The sequence below is a fragment of the Nitratidesulfovibrio termitidis HI1 genome (assembly GCF_000504305.1).
Taxonomy (GTDB): Bacteria; Desulfobacterota; Desulfovibrionia; order Desulfovibrionales; family Desulfovibrionaceae; genus Cupidesulfovibrio; species Cupidesulfovibrio termitidis.
The window spans coordinates 3,473,790-3,487,822 of sequence record NZ_KI632512.1 but is presented as its reverse complement, the minus strand read 5'-3'; the positions used below and the strand labels follow the sequence as shown (position 1 = coordinate 3,487,822).

Below are 14,033 nucleotides of genomic sequence, written 5' to 3'. Positions count from 1 at the left end.
ACCATTCACATACATAAAATTTATTAAATATATCAGCCAATAATACCAACACGCGAAAGCCTTCGAGCAACCCCGATTTTTCGCAAAATGTGCTTGACGCACCCTTAATTATCGCATACCCCTCCGGTAGGAATTATTCCATACCCTAGAAGTAGGGTATTCGCGCGCCTTCCGACCGACGCCAACGGCCGGAAAAAACCCGGTGAATGAACCTGCACATGTTGCACAACCGTGTGACATCACAGGCAATACATCTGGATAGCGTGAACGCCACAGGGAGGAACCACGATGCGGACCACACGCGGGTGCCCCGGCATGGGGGGCATCGGCGCGGTTCCGTTTCGTGGCAGGGCTCTGTCTGAACGTGCCGCCGCGCAAGCCGCAGGGAACCGGCTGGCGGCACGCCGACTGAGGGTTGTCAGAGGAAGCGTTTCACTCATTTCAAAGGACTGCCACTATGATGAACGCGAAATCACTGCTGCGATGGGCGGGAGCTCTGGTCGCCGTGGCTGCGGTCACGGTCTTCGGACTGGATGCGCGGGGCACGACCAAGCCCCTTCCCGGCTCCACGGGCGAGCAGCGCGCCGACCTGGTGGAGATCGGCGTCATGGCGAAATTCGGCGACCTGGAGTTGCCGAAGGTCACCTTCCCGCACGATCGGCATTCCGAGGCCGTGGCCAAGGTCGCCGCGCCCGGCAAGGAATGCGCCACCTGCCACAAGAACGACGACAAGGGCAAGATGTCGCTCAAATTCATGCGCCTTGAGGACACCACCGCCGCCGACCTGAAGAATATCTACCACGCCAACTGTATCGGCTGTCACACCGAGCAGGCCAAGGCGGGCAAGAAGACCGGGCCGCAGGACGGCGAATGCCGTTCGTGCCACAACCCGAATCCCGTTGCCTCTTCGTGGAAGCAGATCGGCCTCGACAAGTCGCTGCACTACCGCCACGTGGCCGCCAAGGCCATCGCGCCGGTGAATGACCCGCAGAAGAACTGCGGCGCCTGCCACCACGTGTACGACGAAGCCGCCAAAAAGCTTTCCTGGGTCAAGAACAAGGAAGATTCCTGCCGCGCCTGCCACGGCGACGCGCGCGTGGAAAAGAAGCCTTCGCTGCGCGAAGCCGCGCACACCCAGTGCATCACCTGTCACCGCAGCGTGGCCGCCGCCCCGGCCAAGACCGACAGCGGTCCCGTCTCCTGCGCGGGCTGTCACGACCCGGCCATGCAGGCCAGGTTCAAGGTGGTGCGCGAAGTGCCCCGCCTGGATCGCGGCCAGCCTGACGCCGCCATGGTCCTGCCCGTGGCGGGCCCCGGCGCCAAGGATGCCCCCAAGGGCATGAAGGGTTCCATGAAGCCCGTGGCCTTCAACCACAAGGTGCACGAAGCGGCCAGCAACACCTGCCGCGCCTGCCACCATGTGAAGATCGACAACTGCACCACCTGCCACACGCTGGAAGGCGTGAAGGACGGCAACTTCGTGCAGATCGAGAAGGCCATGCACCAGCCCGATTCCATGAAGAGCTGCGTGGGCTGCCACAACCAGAAGGTGCAGGCCCCGGCCTGCGCGGGCTGCCACGGCTTCATGAAGACCGGCGCCAAGCCCCAGCCCGAAGCCGCCTGCGCGGTGTGCCACGCCGATCCGGTGGGCCCCTCCGGTCCGCTGGACGCCAAGGCCGTGGCCGACGGCGGCCTGCTGAAGGCCACCAAGGAGCAGCGCGCCGAAGTGGCCGCCGCCACCCTGGCCGCCCGCCGCACCACCAAGGGCACCCTGCCTGCCGACGACATCCCCGAGTTCGTGACCATCGGCGTTCTGTCCGACAAGTACGAACCCTCGAAGCTGCCGCACCGCAAGATCATCAACACCCTGATGGCCGCCATCGGCGATGACAAGCTGGCCGGCACGTTCCACACCGACAAGGCCACCGTGTGCGCGGGCTGCCATCACAACAGCCCCGCCAGCAAGACGCCGCCCAAATGCGCCAGCTGCCACGGCAAGCCCTTTGACGCCGCCAAGGGCGACCGCCCCGGCCTGAAGGCTGCCTACCACCAGCAGTGCATGGGCTGCCACAACCGCATGAAGCTGGAAAAGCCCGCGGATACGGCCTGCGCCGAGTGTCACAAGGAACGCGCGAAATAGGAAACCGGTAAGGAGTTATCCATGAACAGGAGAAGATTCCTGACCCTGCTGGGCACCGCCGGTGTTTCCACGGCCATGAGCGCTGTAGGCGCGAAAAAGGCCGTCGCGGCGGGCAACCAGAGCTTCAAGGGCTACAAGGACAGTTACGGGGTGCTGCACGACACCACCCGCTGCATCGGCTGCCGCAAGTGCGAGCAGGGTTGCAACGAGGTGAACAAGCTGCCCGCGCCCAAGGTAAAGTTCGACGACCTGACGGTGCTTGAAAAATCGCGCCGCACAGATGCGAACAACTGGACGGTGGTCAACAAGTACAACGTGGCCGGTCTGGACCATCCGGTGTTCCGCAAGCAGCAGTGCAACCACTGCCTGGAACCCGCCTGCGCCTCGGCCTGCTTCGTCAAGGCCTTCACCAAGAACCCCGACGGCTCCGTCACCTACGACGGCAGCCTGTGCGTAGGCTGCCGCTACTGCATGGTCGCGTGCCCGTTCAACGTGCCCGCCTTCCAGTACGACGAGCCCTTCGACCCGCTGATCCAGAAGTGCACCATGTGCCACCCGCGCATCCAGGAAGGCAAGCTGCCCGGCTGTGTCGAGGCCTGCCCCAAGGAGGCCCTGACCTTCGGCAAGCGCGAAGACCTCGTGCGCATCGCCCACGACCGCATCCGCAGCAACCCCGGCCGGTACCAGGATCACGTCTACGGCGAACTGGAAATGGGCGGCACCGCGTGGATGTACCTGGCCGGCGTGCCCTTCGACGCCGTGGGCCAGCAGGAAATGGGCACCAAGTCCGCGCCGGAATACACGGCCGGGGCTCTTGGTTCCGTGCCCATGGTGGTGGGCATCTGGCCGGTGCTGCTGACCGGCGCCTACGCCATCTCCAAGCGCAAGGAAAAGGTTGCGGCCGAAGAGCGCGAAGAAGCCGTGCAGGCCGCGCTGGCCAAGGCGCGCGACGATGCGGCCAAGGCCATGGATACCGCCCTTGCCAAGGCTGCCAAGGAAAAGGACGCCGCCGTGACCCGCGAGGTCAAGAAGGCCATGGAACAGGCGGAGCAGGCCTTCGAAGAGAAGTTCGCCGCCCTGCGTGCCGAAAGCCAGGGCGCCGACACCGGCGACAATGGCGACGGCGGCGAAGGCAAGGAGGATGCATAACATGCATGACGCCAACACCAAGAGCGGCCTGTTCACGCCCGGCAACATCATCACGGGCATCATCCTGGCCGTGGGCGCGGTGATCACCTTCATCCGCTTCACCCAGGGCATCGGGGCCGTCACCAATCTGTCCGACAACAACCCGTGGGGCATCTGGATCGGGTTCGACCTGCTGTGCGGCGTGGCTCTGGCCGCCGGCGGCTACGTCACCTCGGCCTCGTGCTACCTGTTCGGGATGAAGCGCTACCACTCTGCGGTGCGCCCGGCCATCACCACCGCGTTCCTCGGCTACTTCTTCGTGGTCGTGGCGCTGCACTACGACCTGGGCCACCCGCTGCGCCTGCCCTACCCGCTGGTGTACTCGCAGGGCACCACCTCGCTGCTGTTCGAAGTGGGCCTGTGCGTGGCAACCTACCTTACCGTGCTGTTCGTGGAATGGTCCCCGGCGGCGCTGGAATGGCTGGGCCTGCGCAAGCTGCGCAACGTCATCGTCAAGCTGACCATCATGCTGACCATCTTCGGCGTGGTGCTGTCCACCCTGCACCAGTCCTCGCTGGGCGCGCTGTTCCTGATCGCCCCGGGCAAGCTGCACCCCTTGTGGTACTCCAGCTTCCTGCCGGTGTTCTTCTTCATCTCGTCCATGGTGGCGGGCCTTTCCATGGTCATCTTCGAAGGCACCCTGGCCCACGCCGGGCTGCACCACAAGATGGACGAAACCCACCTGAAGGAGGCCGAAGGCGTGATCTTCGGCTTCGGCAAGGCCGCCTCGTTCGTGCTTGCCGGGTACTTCTTCATCAAGACCATGGACATCGCCATGGACAACGACTGGGCCTACCTTGGCACCGGCTACGGGGCTTGGTTCCTGGTCGAGATGTTCGGCTTCGTGGCGCTGCCCTCGTTCCTGTACGCCCTTGGCGTGCGCGAAAGGAACGTCACCGTGGTGCGCATCGCGTCCATCAACGCGGTGCTCGGCATCGTGCTGAACCGCTTCAACGTGTCGCTCGTCGCCTTCAACTGGAACCTGCCCGCCGCCGACCGCTACTTCCCGCACTGGATGGAGATCGGCGTTTCGGTGTTCATCGTGACGCTCATCATCACGGTCTACCGGTTCATCGCCACGCGCATGCCGGTGCTGTACGAGCATCCCGACTACAAGGACGCCCACTAGGGCAGCCAAGGAGCACGCTATGGAAATCCATACCCTGCACGAGTTCATGCTGCACACCAAGAACATCACCTATCTGCTGATGGGCGCCACTCTGGTGGGCTTCGTATGCTACTGGCTGTTCCTGACCGGGCGCGACAAGAAGATTCGCAAATACTAAGCAGTGACCAGGGCGTGTTTACAGTGAGAGATTTCGTTCGTTGGCAAGGAAGGCAAGCCTGCCATGAGGGAACATACTCTTCTGGTATTTGACCGAGATGGCAGGCGCAGCCTGACGCCGCCAACGGGCGAAAGATCCACCTGTAAACATGGCCTGCCATAGGAGCAAACCATGTACGCATTCCTCACCGGTCCCATGCTGTGGGTGGCGCTGCTGGTCTTCTTCGGCGGCCTTGCGGCGCGAGTGGTCTGGTACGTGCGCGGCCTGAGCTGGCAGCTTGACCGCGTGGCCTACGGGCCGCACCTGGCGCACGGCCTGAAGGGCGGCGTCCATTCCGCCCTGAAGTGGATGATGCCCTTCGGCACGCAAAGCTGGCGCGACCAGCCCTACTTCGCCGTTGCCTTCTTCCTGTTCCACATCGGCGCGGTGCTGGTGCCGCTGTTCCTTGCCGGGCACAACATCATCCTGGCCGAGCGGTTCGGCTTCAGCCTGCCGGTGCTGCCCATGGGCATCGCCGACGCGCTGACCGTGGCCGCCATCATCGGCCTGGTGATGATCGCGCTGCGGCGCATCGCCCTCACCGAGGTGCGCATCCTCACCACCGCCTACGACTGGTTCATCCTCGCCGTTTCGGCGGCGCCGTTCGTCACCGGCTTCGTGGCCCGGCTGCACGTGGCCAACTACGAAACGTGGCTGCTCGCCCACATCATCACGGGCGAACTGCTGCTCATCGTGGCCCCGTTCACCAAGCTGTCCCACATCGTGCTGTTCTTCATGTCGCGCGGCCAGCTCGGCATGGACTACGCCATCAAGCGCGGCGGCTACAGCCGCGGGACGGCCTTCCCCTGGTAACGGCCCCGGCCGTTATCCGACCGTGCCACGACCCGATGGACATGAAAGGAGCATCCCATGCCTGAAGGAACGTTCTGCAACAGACGTCCGGTCAACACCGAAGAGGACCTCAAGGCCCTGCTCGGCGACAAGGGCGGTGCGCAATACTACAAGGAAATGGCCGAGATGGAGGTCGATGTCGAAGCCCTGAAGGCTTCGCTGCAAAAGACCTTGCAGTCTCGCACCAAGACGTGGCTGGAAATCTGTGCCCACTGCGGCATGTGTGCCGACAGCTGCTTCCTGTACCGGGTCAACGACCGCGACCCCAAGCAGGTGCCCGCCTACAAGATCCAGTCCACCCTGGGCGAAATCGTCCGCAAGAAGGGCGAGGTGGACACCGCGTTCATGATGCACACCATGGAAGTGGCGTGGTCGCAGTGCACCTGCTGCAACCGTTGCGGCATGTACTGCCCCCACGGCATCGACATGGGCGTCATGTTCAGCTACCTGCGCGGCCTGCTCTTCTCCCAGGGCTTCGTGCCGTGGGAACTGAAGATCGGCTCCGGCATGCACCGCGTGTACGGCGCGCAGATGGACGTGACCACCGAAGACTGGGTGGAAACCTGCGAATGGATGGCCGAGGAACAGCAGGAAGAATGGCCGGGCCTGGAAATCCCCGTCGACAAGGAAGACGCGGATACCATGTACGTGCTGAACGCCCGCGAACCCAAGCACTATCCTGAAGACCTTGCCGAGGCCGCCATCCTGTTCCACCTGACGGGTGAGAACTGGACCGTGCCCAGCGAAGGCTGGGAGCAGACCTCGCTGACCATGTTCGCCGGTGACTGGGCGGGCTGCAAGATGCAGGTGGAACGCGTGTACGCCGCCGTGGAAAAGCTGCGGCCCAAGCGCGTCGTGGGCACCGAATGCGGCCACGCCCACCGCGCCACGGTCATCGAAGGCCCCTACTGGGCGGGCCTGCCCAGCGGCCAGACCCCGGTGCCCTTCCTGCACTACGTGGAATGGGTGTCCGAGGCGCTGACCACCGGCAAGCTGAAGATCGACCCGGAAAAGCGCATCAAGGAACCCGTGACCTTGCAGGATTCCTGCAACTACGTGCGCAACCACGGCCTTGCCAAGCACACCCGCATCATCATGAGCTACATCGCGGAAGACTTCCGCGAAATGGCGCCCAACCGCGAGCACAACTACTGCTGCGGCGGCGGGGGCGGGTTCAACGGCATCGGTCGTTACCGCCACCAGCGCAACGTGGCCCTGAAGACCAAGCGCGACCAGATCCTGGCCACCGGCTGCAAGCTGGTGGTGGCCCCCTGCCACAACTGCTGGGACGCCATCCGCGACCTTGAGGAAGAATACGAGATCGGCATCCGCTGGTCGTTCCTGAAGCCGCTGCTCATCGGCATGGCCATCGTGCCCGAGCACCTGAAGCCGCAGGAAGAAGACGAATAGAACGCGCCGGACGTGCGGGCCTTGCATGACATCATGACAAGGCCCGCCCCCCGCACGCGACCGCATGGCCGCCGGATGGGGAGAGCCACCCCCCGCCCGGCCCGCCGGTAACGCCCCCATCCCTCGCACGATGGCACGGGCGCCCCGGCCCGGCCCGCAAACGGAGGCCCGGAGCGACGCATGGCCAACGCCACCCAGGCCCGGAACACCCCGGCCCGGAACACTCTGGCCCAGAACACTCTGGCCAAGTCCATCCTGGTGGTGGAAGACGACCCGGACATCGCCGCCTACCTCGTCTCACTGTTCAGAACCAACGGCTACCGGGCCGATGCGGCCACCGAAGGCCCCGACGCCGTGGAAATGGCCCGCGCCCGGCGGCCCGACCTGGTCACCCTGGACCTGGAAATGCCCCGCCAGTGGGGTCCGCGCGTGTACCGCGAACTGATGGACCTGCCCGGCGGCGCGCACATCCCCGTGGTGCTGGTGACCGGCCTTGGCGGGCTGCACCTGATGGTGCCCAACGCCGTGGGCACCGTGGACAAGCCATTCGACCCGGACCTGATGCTGGGCATCGTGCGACGCGCCCTGGGCCAGTAACGGAACGAACAATCACGCACGCTGCGCAGCGGGCAGCCCGGCAACGACACGGCATGATACGAACGCGGCCCGGCCAACGGACACCGCCGCAAACCACACGGCAGACGCATGAAACTGACCACCCGCAGCCGTTACGGCACCCGCATGCTGCTCGACATCGCCATGCATGGCACGGAGGCCCCCGTGTCCATCCGCGATATTGCCAAGCGGCAGGGCATTTCCGTCAAGTATTTGGAAAAGCTCATCCGGGTATTGCGCAAGGCGGGCTACATCCGCAGTACGCTGGGCGCGCACGGCGGCTATCAGCTTACCCAGCCCGCTGCGGAAATTCCCGTGGGCGACGTGGTGTTTGCGCTGGAAGAATCGCTGGCGCCCTACACCTGCGACGAGGAAAACCCCTGCTGCCCGCGCATGGCCGTATGCCTGACCCGCACCATCTGGGACGAGGCCTCGCGGGCCATGTACAAGAAGCTCAACAGCTTCACCCTGGCCGACCTGATGCGCGACGCCAGCCTGTGCCCCAAGAACGCCTGCCACATCTCCCCGCACGCCCAGGACTGAGGCGACCCAAACTACGCCCAGGACCAGGACCCTGCCTGCTCCCACTGCCCCCGCGCGCGGCGCCTTCCTGCATGCGCCTTCGCAAAATCGCCCTTCCATTCACCGGGCATTCCGGGCTACATTGCACGGGTTATCCTGCAGCGCCCCGTGTACCGGGCGCGTGTTGCCACGACAGCGTGCCGCCCGGAGGCCACATGCGAGCTCTCATAGTTGAAGACGACGCCCTCAGCGCCCGTGTCCTGCACCTGACGCTGCACCCTCACTTCGAAACCGTCTGTACGGATGATGCGGAAAAATCGTTCTCGGCCTACATGCAGGCCCTGAACGGCGACGTTCCCTTCGACGTGGTGCTGCTGGACCTGATGTTGCCCGGTGAAAGCGGCCTGACCGTGCTGGAACGCATCCGTACCGTGGAAACGGAACGCGGCCTGCCGCGCGTGCCCGTGCTGGTCACCACCGCCGTCACCGACATCAATATCGCCCTGCGTGCCTTCGAGCAGGGGCATATCTCCGCCTATCTGGTGAAACCGCTGGACTTCGACCGCCTGCTGGCCGAACTGCGCACCCTGGGGCTGATCGCCGCCGGGTAGGAACCATCCGCAGTCACGGGGACATGGCTTCCGGCGGCGGAAGCGGCATGAGTGCTCCGGGCGCAGCCGGTGCGGCGAGCCTGCGCCGCACCGGCTGCGCCCTTTTACGTCAGGCGTCGGTGGGCGTCGTCTTGCGCCGCAGGTAACACCATTTCCCGATGCCGAACAGGCTGATGGCCAGCCAGAACACTTCCACCAGAAACGCTGAAAGGTTGAAGTCCACAAGCAGGGAAATGCCGATGAGCGTTGAGGCGGCGGCGTTGGAAAGGGAATAGACCACCGAGCGGCTTTCAATCTTGTTCAGGAGCAGCAGAAAGTAGGTGCCCAGCAGCAGCAACAGCCCGATGTTGCCGATGAAATCGTAGATGGTGTAGGTCATGGCCGTCGCCCTTGTCTGCCTGATCGTGGCCGGATCGTGGCCGGATCGTGGCGGGATTTCCCGTTTTCTGGCGAAAAGAGGGCGCGCGCAACCGACCGGTGCTTCGACGTGGAGGCTGGTGTCCACCGGATTTGCGCGCGCCCGTCATGCGGGGCCGTTGCAGACGGCCCCGCCCGCTTTTATGGATGCATGCCGGTCTTCAGCCGCGGAACGGCCGTTCCCTGTTATGGCGCCTCGGCCTTGACGGCTTCCAGGAATTCGGGATGCAGGAACTTCTCGGCCATTTCCAGCGTCACCGGGTTCTTGATGCGGCCCTGTTCCTGCAGGAACCTGGCGACGGCCACGATGTCCTTGGCCGTGCGGCCCTTTTTCTGCGAGGTGCCCAGATAGGCGGCGCTCAACTGATCGTCCAGTTTGACGAGCACTGTGCCGCGCATCATGCGCCTGGCGTCGTCAACCGAAATGCCGCCCAGTTCCTCGGTAATGATCTCCGCCGACTTTTCGGGATTGGCTTCCCAGTACTCCATGGCGGCCAGTTCGCTCTTGATGAATTTCTTGACCAGATCCGGATACTTGTTGGCAAATTCCGGCTGTACGGAGATAATATCCCAGGTCAGGTAGCCCTGCCGGGCCATGTCTGCGCTGGTGAGCAGGATCTTGCCGCCGTTGGCCACCACGTGACCCAGAGAAGGCTCCCAGATGTAGGCGGCGTCGATATCGCCCCGGATGAAAGGGGCCAGGGCTTCGCCCGGGGCCATGTCCATGAGCTTGACCTTGCTGATGTCCACGCCCGCATCGATCATGGCCTTCATGATGAGGTAATGGGTGGTGGACCCGAAGGGAGCCACCACGGTCTTTCCTTCCAGGTCCTTGAGACTGTTGATGTTATTGCGAACCACCAGGGCCTCGCCGGCCCCGAGCACGTTGGCGTTCAGGATGCCCCAGTAGGTAAGGTTGCCGGAAATGCCGATGGCCACCGGCGGCAGGCCCACGTTGCCGAAGTCCAGGCTGCCCGAGGCCATGGCCGTGTTGACGTCGCGACCGGAATTGAAGCGGTACCACTCGATTTCGACGCCCATTTCCTTTTCGTGCAGCTTGAGATTCTTGGCTATGAGTTGGGCGTTCACCAGAGAAAGATAGCCGATGCGCACCTTCCTGGGTTTTTCCGCCGCCAGGGCGTACGCGGGGCCGATGAGCAGGGCAATTGCCAGTAACGCACATATCAGGCTGATTTTGCGCATGGTCTTCTCCTTTCCGCAAATCCGGTTCAGGCGGGGCATTGCGATGTCACTCCATATGCCGCGTCAATTGTACTTCCACCTCAAAAGCCGCCTGGCGGCGATCCTGAGGCAGGCGTCAAGGCCGATGCCGGTGGCGCCCATGGTGATGATACCTACGAAAATGATGTCCGAGCGCATGAACTTGCTGGCGTCCCAGACCATCCAGCCTATGCCCTCGGTGGCCGCCACGATCTCGGCCGCCACCAGCACGGTGTAGGTGAAGCCGAGGCTGATGCGCATGGAGGTGATGATGGCCGGAGTGGTCGCGGGCAGAATGATCCTGTAGAAAACCTGCCGCGAATTGGCGCCGAGTGAGCGCGCCGCCTGGATGATCGACGGGCTGATCTCCCTGACCCCCTCCACGGCGCCGATGGTCAGCGGGGGAATGGCCGCAAGGAACAGCAACAGCACCTTGGAAAGCTCGCCGATGCCGAACCAGAGGACCAGCAACGTGTAATAGGCCAGCGGCGGGAGAGGCCGGTAGAATTCGATCAGATAGTCGAACACGGCCCGTACCTTGGAGCTCAGGCCCATGGCCAGGCCCAGGGGGACGGCGATGAAGCAGGCCACCACCCAGCCCAGCAGCACGCGGCCAAGGCTCACCAGGCAGTGAAACGCGAGCCCCTTGCCGTGGTAACCGGTGAAAATGGTTTCGTTGAACCCCATCAACACGTCATGGGGCGAGGGGATGAATATCTTGGGCACGACCTGTCTGCGCGTCACCTCGAACCAGACCAGGAATATGATGGCCAGGGTGGTGCAGGTGATCAGACTTTCAACCTTGGGCCGGTATCCGGAGAAAAACGCCTTGGGCTTTCCGGCGGAACCGGCGGGACCGGCGGAACCGGTGGGGGTCGTGCCCGGGGCATGATCCGGTTGTGCTGTGGGCTGGGTCATGGGGGCCACCTCGTTGTCGCAGCCAGCAGGATGCGGCGGTACAGAGCCGTCCTGCCGGGGCTTATGTTCTGGTTGACGGTATGTGCTCGAACGCCTTGAGCGCCTCACTTTCCATGATGGCGAACGCCTCGGTCTGGATGTTCGCGAACTCCTGCGAAGTCTGATGCTCCAAAAGGCGCGGACGCCCGATGGCTACCGGCATCCGCTTCTTGATGGTGGCCGGCATGGTGGTGAGCAGGTACACGGTGTCGCTCATGAACACGGCCTCGTCCAGTTCCGAGGTGATGAGCAGCATGGTTATGCCCGTGCTTTCGAACACACGCAGAAAATACTCCTGCATCATCCCCCTGGTCATGGCGTCGAGGCCGCGAAACGGTTCGTCCATGAGCAGTATCCGCGGGTCGTTGATCAGGGCCCGGATAAGCTCCGCCCTGCGCTGCATGCCGCCCGAGAGCTGCCCCGGATACTTGCCCTCGAAGCCTTCCAGGCCTGTCAGGGCAATGAGCTCCCGCGCCTTTTCCGCCGCGGCCTTCATGTCCTTGCCCTGGATTTTCGGTCCGAAGAGGGTGTTTTCCCAAAGGGTCATCCACTGGAACAGCGTATTTTCCTGGAACACGGCAAGCCGGTCGGGGCTGGGACCGGTGACGGGCCTGCCCATGAAGGTGCAACTGCCGCTGTCCGGCATGAGGTAGCCGGCGAGGACGGACATGATGGTGGTCTTGCCGCATCCGGAAGGGCCGCAGATGCACGAAAAGGATCCATCCTCAATGGCGAGCGAGATGTTGTCGAGAATCTGCTTGTTCCCGAAGGAGACGCAGACGTTTTCCATCCGCATTGCGTCAGCCATGGTCTGTCTCCGGTGTGTTGCGTAACCGGCTACGCGCCTTCGCGCTCACCGCGTTCAAAGGATTTTTTCGCCTCTTCGTGCACGGCTTCCAGGGTCGCCCGCTTGTACTCCAGGAATTCAGGCGTCTTCTTGATGGTAAAGTCGCGCGGTCGGGGCAGGTCCACATTGATCCAGGTCTTGAACCTGCCCGGTCGCGTGGTCATGATGCCCACCCGGTCCGACAGGTAGACGGCCTCGTCCAGGTCATGGGTGATGAACATGACCGTCTTGTGCACCCGGTCGAAGACGTCGAGAAGGAACTTGTGCATGACGGCCTTGGTGATGGCGTCCATGGCCCGGTACGGCTCGTCCAGAAGCAGCGTCTTGGGTTCGTTGATCAGGGCTCGCAGGATTTCCACCCGCCGCTTCATGCCGGAAGAAATACGGATGGGATATTCGTTCTCGTACCCGGCAAGCCCCGCGCCCCGGATGAGGTCCAGCGCCTTGGCCCTGGCGTCCCTTGCCGTCATGGCTCCGGTGCTCACCGGGCCGAAGACGATGTTTTCCAGCACCGTCATCCAGTCGAAGAGCGCACCGGCCTGAAAGACCACCACCCTGTCCGGCCCCGGCACGGGAACCTTGTCGGGAGCGGCGATGACCTTGCCGTCCATCAGGATTTCTCCCGCCGTGGTGTTCTCGAAGCCGGCGGTCATGTTCAGGAGGGTGGTCTTGCCGCAGCCCGAAGGGCCGACGATGGCCACGAACTCGCCGGCCTTGATCTCGAAGCTGCAATCGTCCACCGCGCGCACGTTGGCCCCGGCGGGGTCGTAGACCTTTACGGCGTTGACGACCTGGAGATGGCCTTCCCGGGTTTGCATACGATGTTCCCCTTCAGTCATTCCCCGCGCGTCCGCCGTGTCCTGCACGGCAGGGCGCGCGGGGAACCCGTATCCTTACTGAATGGCTGCCTGCGTCATGCCTCGGCCCCGTTCGCTACGCGAGCTTCTTGGGCTTCAGCCTGTAGGAGTACAGTTCCTCGTAGTAGGGCAGGCAGTGCTCGTAGAGCATCTTGAGCATGGGCAGGTCTTCGAAGAGGGCGTTCACGACCTTTTCGTCGTACATGAAGGCCTCGACATTCTTCTGCACGCCCGTGCTCTGGCTTACGTCGCCGTAGAAGCCCTCGCAGTGGTTGTACTCGGGCCGCCATTCCGGCGCCCACTTCATGCTTTCGGGCTTGTAGTCCACGCCGATGGCGTCGCACCAGGCGGCCATGATCCCTTCGGGATCGTTCTGGAAGTCGTCGCCGTCGATGACCAGGGGGGTCTTGCCGCCGTCAAGGGCGTGCAGGCCAAGCTCGGTCAGGCGGTGGAACATCCTGGACGAGGCCACCGGGCCGATGTCCTCGATGCGCAGCGCCCGCTGGGAACCGATGACCTTCCAGAAGGACAGCACCACGTACTTGGGATTGCGGATCTGGAACGTGTGCGTGACGCGATGCATGAACTCGTTGTCGTTGATGTAATGATCGATGGCGTGGTAGGTGCACTCTTTCACGAACGTAGGCTTCGTTTCCGCGATCTGGTAGACCTTCGCCTTGATGCCTTCGTAGTCCACGGGCCAGCCTGCGTAGTCCTGGTGAGACTGGACGCCCTTTTCGTTGCGCTCTCTCCAGTAAAGAGGAAGCGTGGGCTCGAAGATGGTGTTGAAGTCTCCCCTGTTGGTGATCGCCCTCATGAACACCGTTGTCAGGGAACGCGGATACATCCAGTTATAGATTATCCTGTGCATACTGCTCTCCTGTGAAGGTTGTTGCGAACTGACGTGCCAAACCTTTCCAATGCGTTACCGGAGGGAGAGCAAGGCGTATGCCAAGGGGGCAAATGACCGGAATGAGATTTTTTTCTTGAATTTCCCGATTGTTGGCGTGCAGGGAAAACCGCGTTGGCAAGCCTGTTGCGGGCCGCGCCATGTAGCATGCTACACCTTTG

General features: G+C 63.2%; 15 protein-coding genes. 9 read left to right on the top strand and 6 right to left on the bottom strand.

Annotated elements, in window-relative coordinates:
* Positions 1 to 457: 457 nt before the first annotated feature.
* The 9 genes from hmcA (at position 458) to DESTE_RS13885 (ending at position 8,663) form a co-directional block, all read left to right on the top strand.
* Positions 458 to 2,140 carry a sulfate respiration complex hexadecaheme cytochrome HmcA gene (hmcA, locus tag DESTE_RS13920; protein ID WP_035068224.1) on the top strand — a complete coding sequence of 561 codons (1,683 nt, stop codon included), beginning with the start codon at positions 458 to 460 and terminating at the stop codon, positions 2,138 to 2,140.
* Between the two features lie 21 nt (positions 2,141 to 2,161).
* The gene (gene hmcB / locus DESTE_RS13915; RefSeq protein ID WP_035068223.1) at positions 2,162 to 3,289 is read left to right on the top strand and encodes a sulfate respiration complex iron-sulfur protein HmcB; all 1,128 of its coding nucleotides are present in this window, start codon (positions 2,162 to 2,164) and stop codon (positions 3,287 to 3,289) included.
* Between the two features lies 1 nt (position 3,290).
* Positions 3,291 to 4,457 carry a sulfate respiration complex protein HmcC gene (gene hmcC / locus DESTE_RS13910; RefSeq protein ID WP_035068222.1) on the top strand — a complete coding sequence of 389 codons (1,167 nt, stop codon included), beginning with the start codon at positions 3,291 to 3,293 and terminating at the stop codon, positions 4,455 to 4,457.
* 19 nt (positions 4,458 to 4,476) lie between these two features.
* Positions 4,477 to 4,614, top strand: a complete 138-nt coding sequence (gene hmcD, locus DESTE_RS18090; RefSeq protein ID WP_015946222.1) for a sulfate respiration complex protein HmcD — start codon at positions 4,477 to 4,479, stop codon at positions 4,612 to 4,614.
* Positions 4,615 to 4,785: 171 nt separating this feature from the next.
* Positions 4,786 to 5,466: a sulfate respiration complex protein HmcE gene (hmcE, locus tag DESTE_RS13905; RefSeq protein WP_035068221.1), complete on the top strand. Its 681-nt coding sequence runs from the start codon at positions 4,786 to 4,788 to the stop codon at positions 5,464 to 5,466.
* Positions 5,467 to 5,523: 57 nt separating this feature from the next.
* A complete protein-coding gene (hmcF, locus tag DESTE_RS13900; RefSeq protein WP_035068220.1) occupies positions 5,524 to 6,915 on the top strand; it encodes a sulfate respiration complex iron-sulfur protein HmcF in 1,392 nt (463 codons plus the stop codon).
* A 240-nt stretch (positions 6,916 to 7,155) separates the two neighbouring features.
* The gene (locus DESTE_RS13895; RefSeq protein WP_035070466.1) at positions 7,156 to 7,512 is read left to right on the top strand and encodes a response regulator; all 357 of its coding nucleotides are present in this window, start codon (positions 7,156 to 7,158) and stop codon (positions 7,510 to 7,512) included.
* A 108-nt stretch (positions 7,513 to 7,620) separates the two neighbouring features.
* Positions 7,621 to 8,073: an Rrf2 family transcriptional regulator gene (locus tag DESTE_RS13890; protein WP_007526516.1), complete on the top strand. Its 453-nt coding sequence runs from the start codon at positions 7,621 to 7,623 to the stop codon at positions 8,071 to 8,073.
* A gap of 194 nt (positions 8,074 to 8,267) precedes the next feature.
* On the top strand, positions 8,268 to 8,663 hold the full coding sequence (locus DESTE_RS13885; RefSeq protein ID WP_035068219.1) for a response regulator: 396 nt from the start codon (positions 8,268 to 8,270) through the stop codon (positions 8,661 to 8,663).
* Positions 8,664 to 8,772: 109 nt separating this feature from the next.
* Here the strand turns inward: DESTE_RS13885 and DESTE_RS13880 are convergent, their stop codons facing one another.
* The 6 genes from DESTE_RS13880 to DESTE_RS13855 form a co-directional block, all read right to left on the bottom strand.
* Positions 8,773 to 9,042 carry a CBU_0592 family membrane protein gene (locus DESTE_RS13880; protein WP_035068218.1) on the bottom strand — a complete coding sequence of 90 codons (270 nt, stop codon included), beginning with the start codon at positions 9,040 to 9,042 and terminating at the stop codon, positions 8,773 to 8,775.
* Between the two features lie 224 nt (positions 9,043 to 9,266).
* Positions 9,267 to 10,283, bottom strand: coding sequence for an ABC transporter substrate-binding protein (locus DESTE_RS13875; protein ID WP_035070463.1), 1,017 nt, complete (start codon positions 10,281 to 10,283; stop codon positions 9,267 to 9,269).
* Positions 10,284 to 10,346: 63 nt separating this feature from the next.
* A complete protein-coding gene (locus DESTE_RS13870; protein WP_084559472.1) occupies positions 10,347 to 11,219 on the bottom strand; it encodes an ABC transporter permease in 873 nt (290 codons plus the stop codon).
* A gap of 61 nt (positions 11,220 to 11,280) precedes the next feature.
* The gene (locus DESTE_RS13865) at positions 11,281 to 12,066 is read right to left on the bottom strand and encodes an ABC transporter ATP-binding protein (RefSeq protein WP_035068217.1); all 786 of its coding nucleotides are present in this window, start codon (positions 12,064 to 12,066) and stop codon (positions 11,281 to 11,283) included.
* 29 nt (positions 12,067 to 12,095) lie between these two features.
* On the bottom strand, positions 12,096 to 12,923 hold the full coding sequence (locus tag DESTE_RS13860; RefSeq protein ID WP_035068216.1) for an ABC transporter ATP-binding protein: 828 nt from the start codon (positions 12,921 to 12,923) through the stop codon (positions 12,096 to 12,098).
* A 115-nt stretch (positions 12,924 to 13,038) separates the two neighbouring features.
* Positions 13,039 to 13,833 (bottom strand): sulfotransferase-like domain-containing protein, encoded by a 795-nt coding sequence (locus DESTE_RS13855; RefSeq protein WP_035068215.1) that lies wholly within the window; start codon positions 13,831 to 13,833, stop codon positions 13,039 to 13,041.
* Positions 13,834 to 14,033 lie beyond the last annotated feature (200 nt).

What these genes read in the sequence shown, in the direction of transcription:
- hmcA (WP_035068224.1), top strand. Translation starts at nt 458, where the DNA reads ATGATGAACGCGAAATCACTGCTGCGATGGGCGGGAGCTCTGGTCGCC.
- hmcB (WP_035068223.1), top strand. Translation starts at nt 2,162, where the DNA reads ATGAACAGGAGAAGATTCCTGACCCTGCTGGGCACCGCCGGTGTTTCC.
- hmcC (WP_035068222.1), top strand. Translation starts at nt 3,291, where the DNA reads ATGCATGACGCCAACACCAAGAGCGGCCTGTTCACGCCCGGCAACATC.
- hmcD (WP_015946222.1), top strand. Translation starts at nt 4,477, where the DNA reads ATGGAAATCCATACCCTGCACGAGTTCATGCTGCACACCAAGAACATC.
- hmcE (WP_035068221.1), top strand. Translation starts at nt 4,786, where the DNA reads ATGTACGCATTCCTCACCGGTCCCATGCTGTGGGTGGCGCTGCTGGTC.
- hmcF (WP_035068220.1), top strand. Translation starts at nt 5,524, where the DNA reads ATGCCTGAAGGAACGTTCTGCAACAGACGTCCGGTCAACACCGAAGAG.
- DESTE_RS13890 (WP_007526516.1), top strand. Translation starts at nt 7,621, where the DNA reads ATGAAACTGACCACCCGCAGCCGTTACGGCACCCGCATGCTGCTCGAC.
- DESTE_RS13885 (WP_035068219.1), top strand. Translation starts at nt 8,268, where the DNA reads ATGCGAGCTCTCATAGTTGAAGACGACGCCCTCAGCGCCCGTGTCCTG.
- DESTE_RS13880 (WP_035068218.1), bottom strand. Translation starts at nt 9,042, where the DNA reads ATGACCTACACCATCTACGATTTCATCGGCAACATCGGGCTGTTGCTG.
- DESTE_RS13875 (WP_035070463.1), bottom strand. Translation starts at nt 10,283, where the DNA reads ATGCGCAAAATCAGCCTGATATGTGCGTTACTGGCAATTGCCCTGCTC.
- DESTE_RS13870 (WP_084559472.1), bottom strand. Translation starts at nt 11,219, where the DNA reads ATGACCCAGCCCACAGCACAACCGGATCATGCCCCGGGCACGACCCCC.
- DESTE_RS13865 (WP_035068217.1), bottom strand. Translation starts at nt 12,066, where the DNA reads ATGGCTGACGCAATGCGGATGGAAAACGTCTGCGTCTCCTTCGGGAAC.
- DESTE_RS13860 (WP_035068216.1), bottom strand. Translation starts at nt 12,923, where the DNA reads ATGCAAACCCGGGAAGGCCATCTCCAGGTCGTCAACGCCGTAAAGGTC.
- DESTE_RS13855 (WP_035068215.1), bottom strand. Translation starts at nt 13,833, where the DNA reads ATGCACAGGATAATCTATAACTGGATGTATCCGCGTTCCCTGACAACG.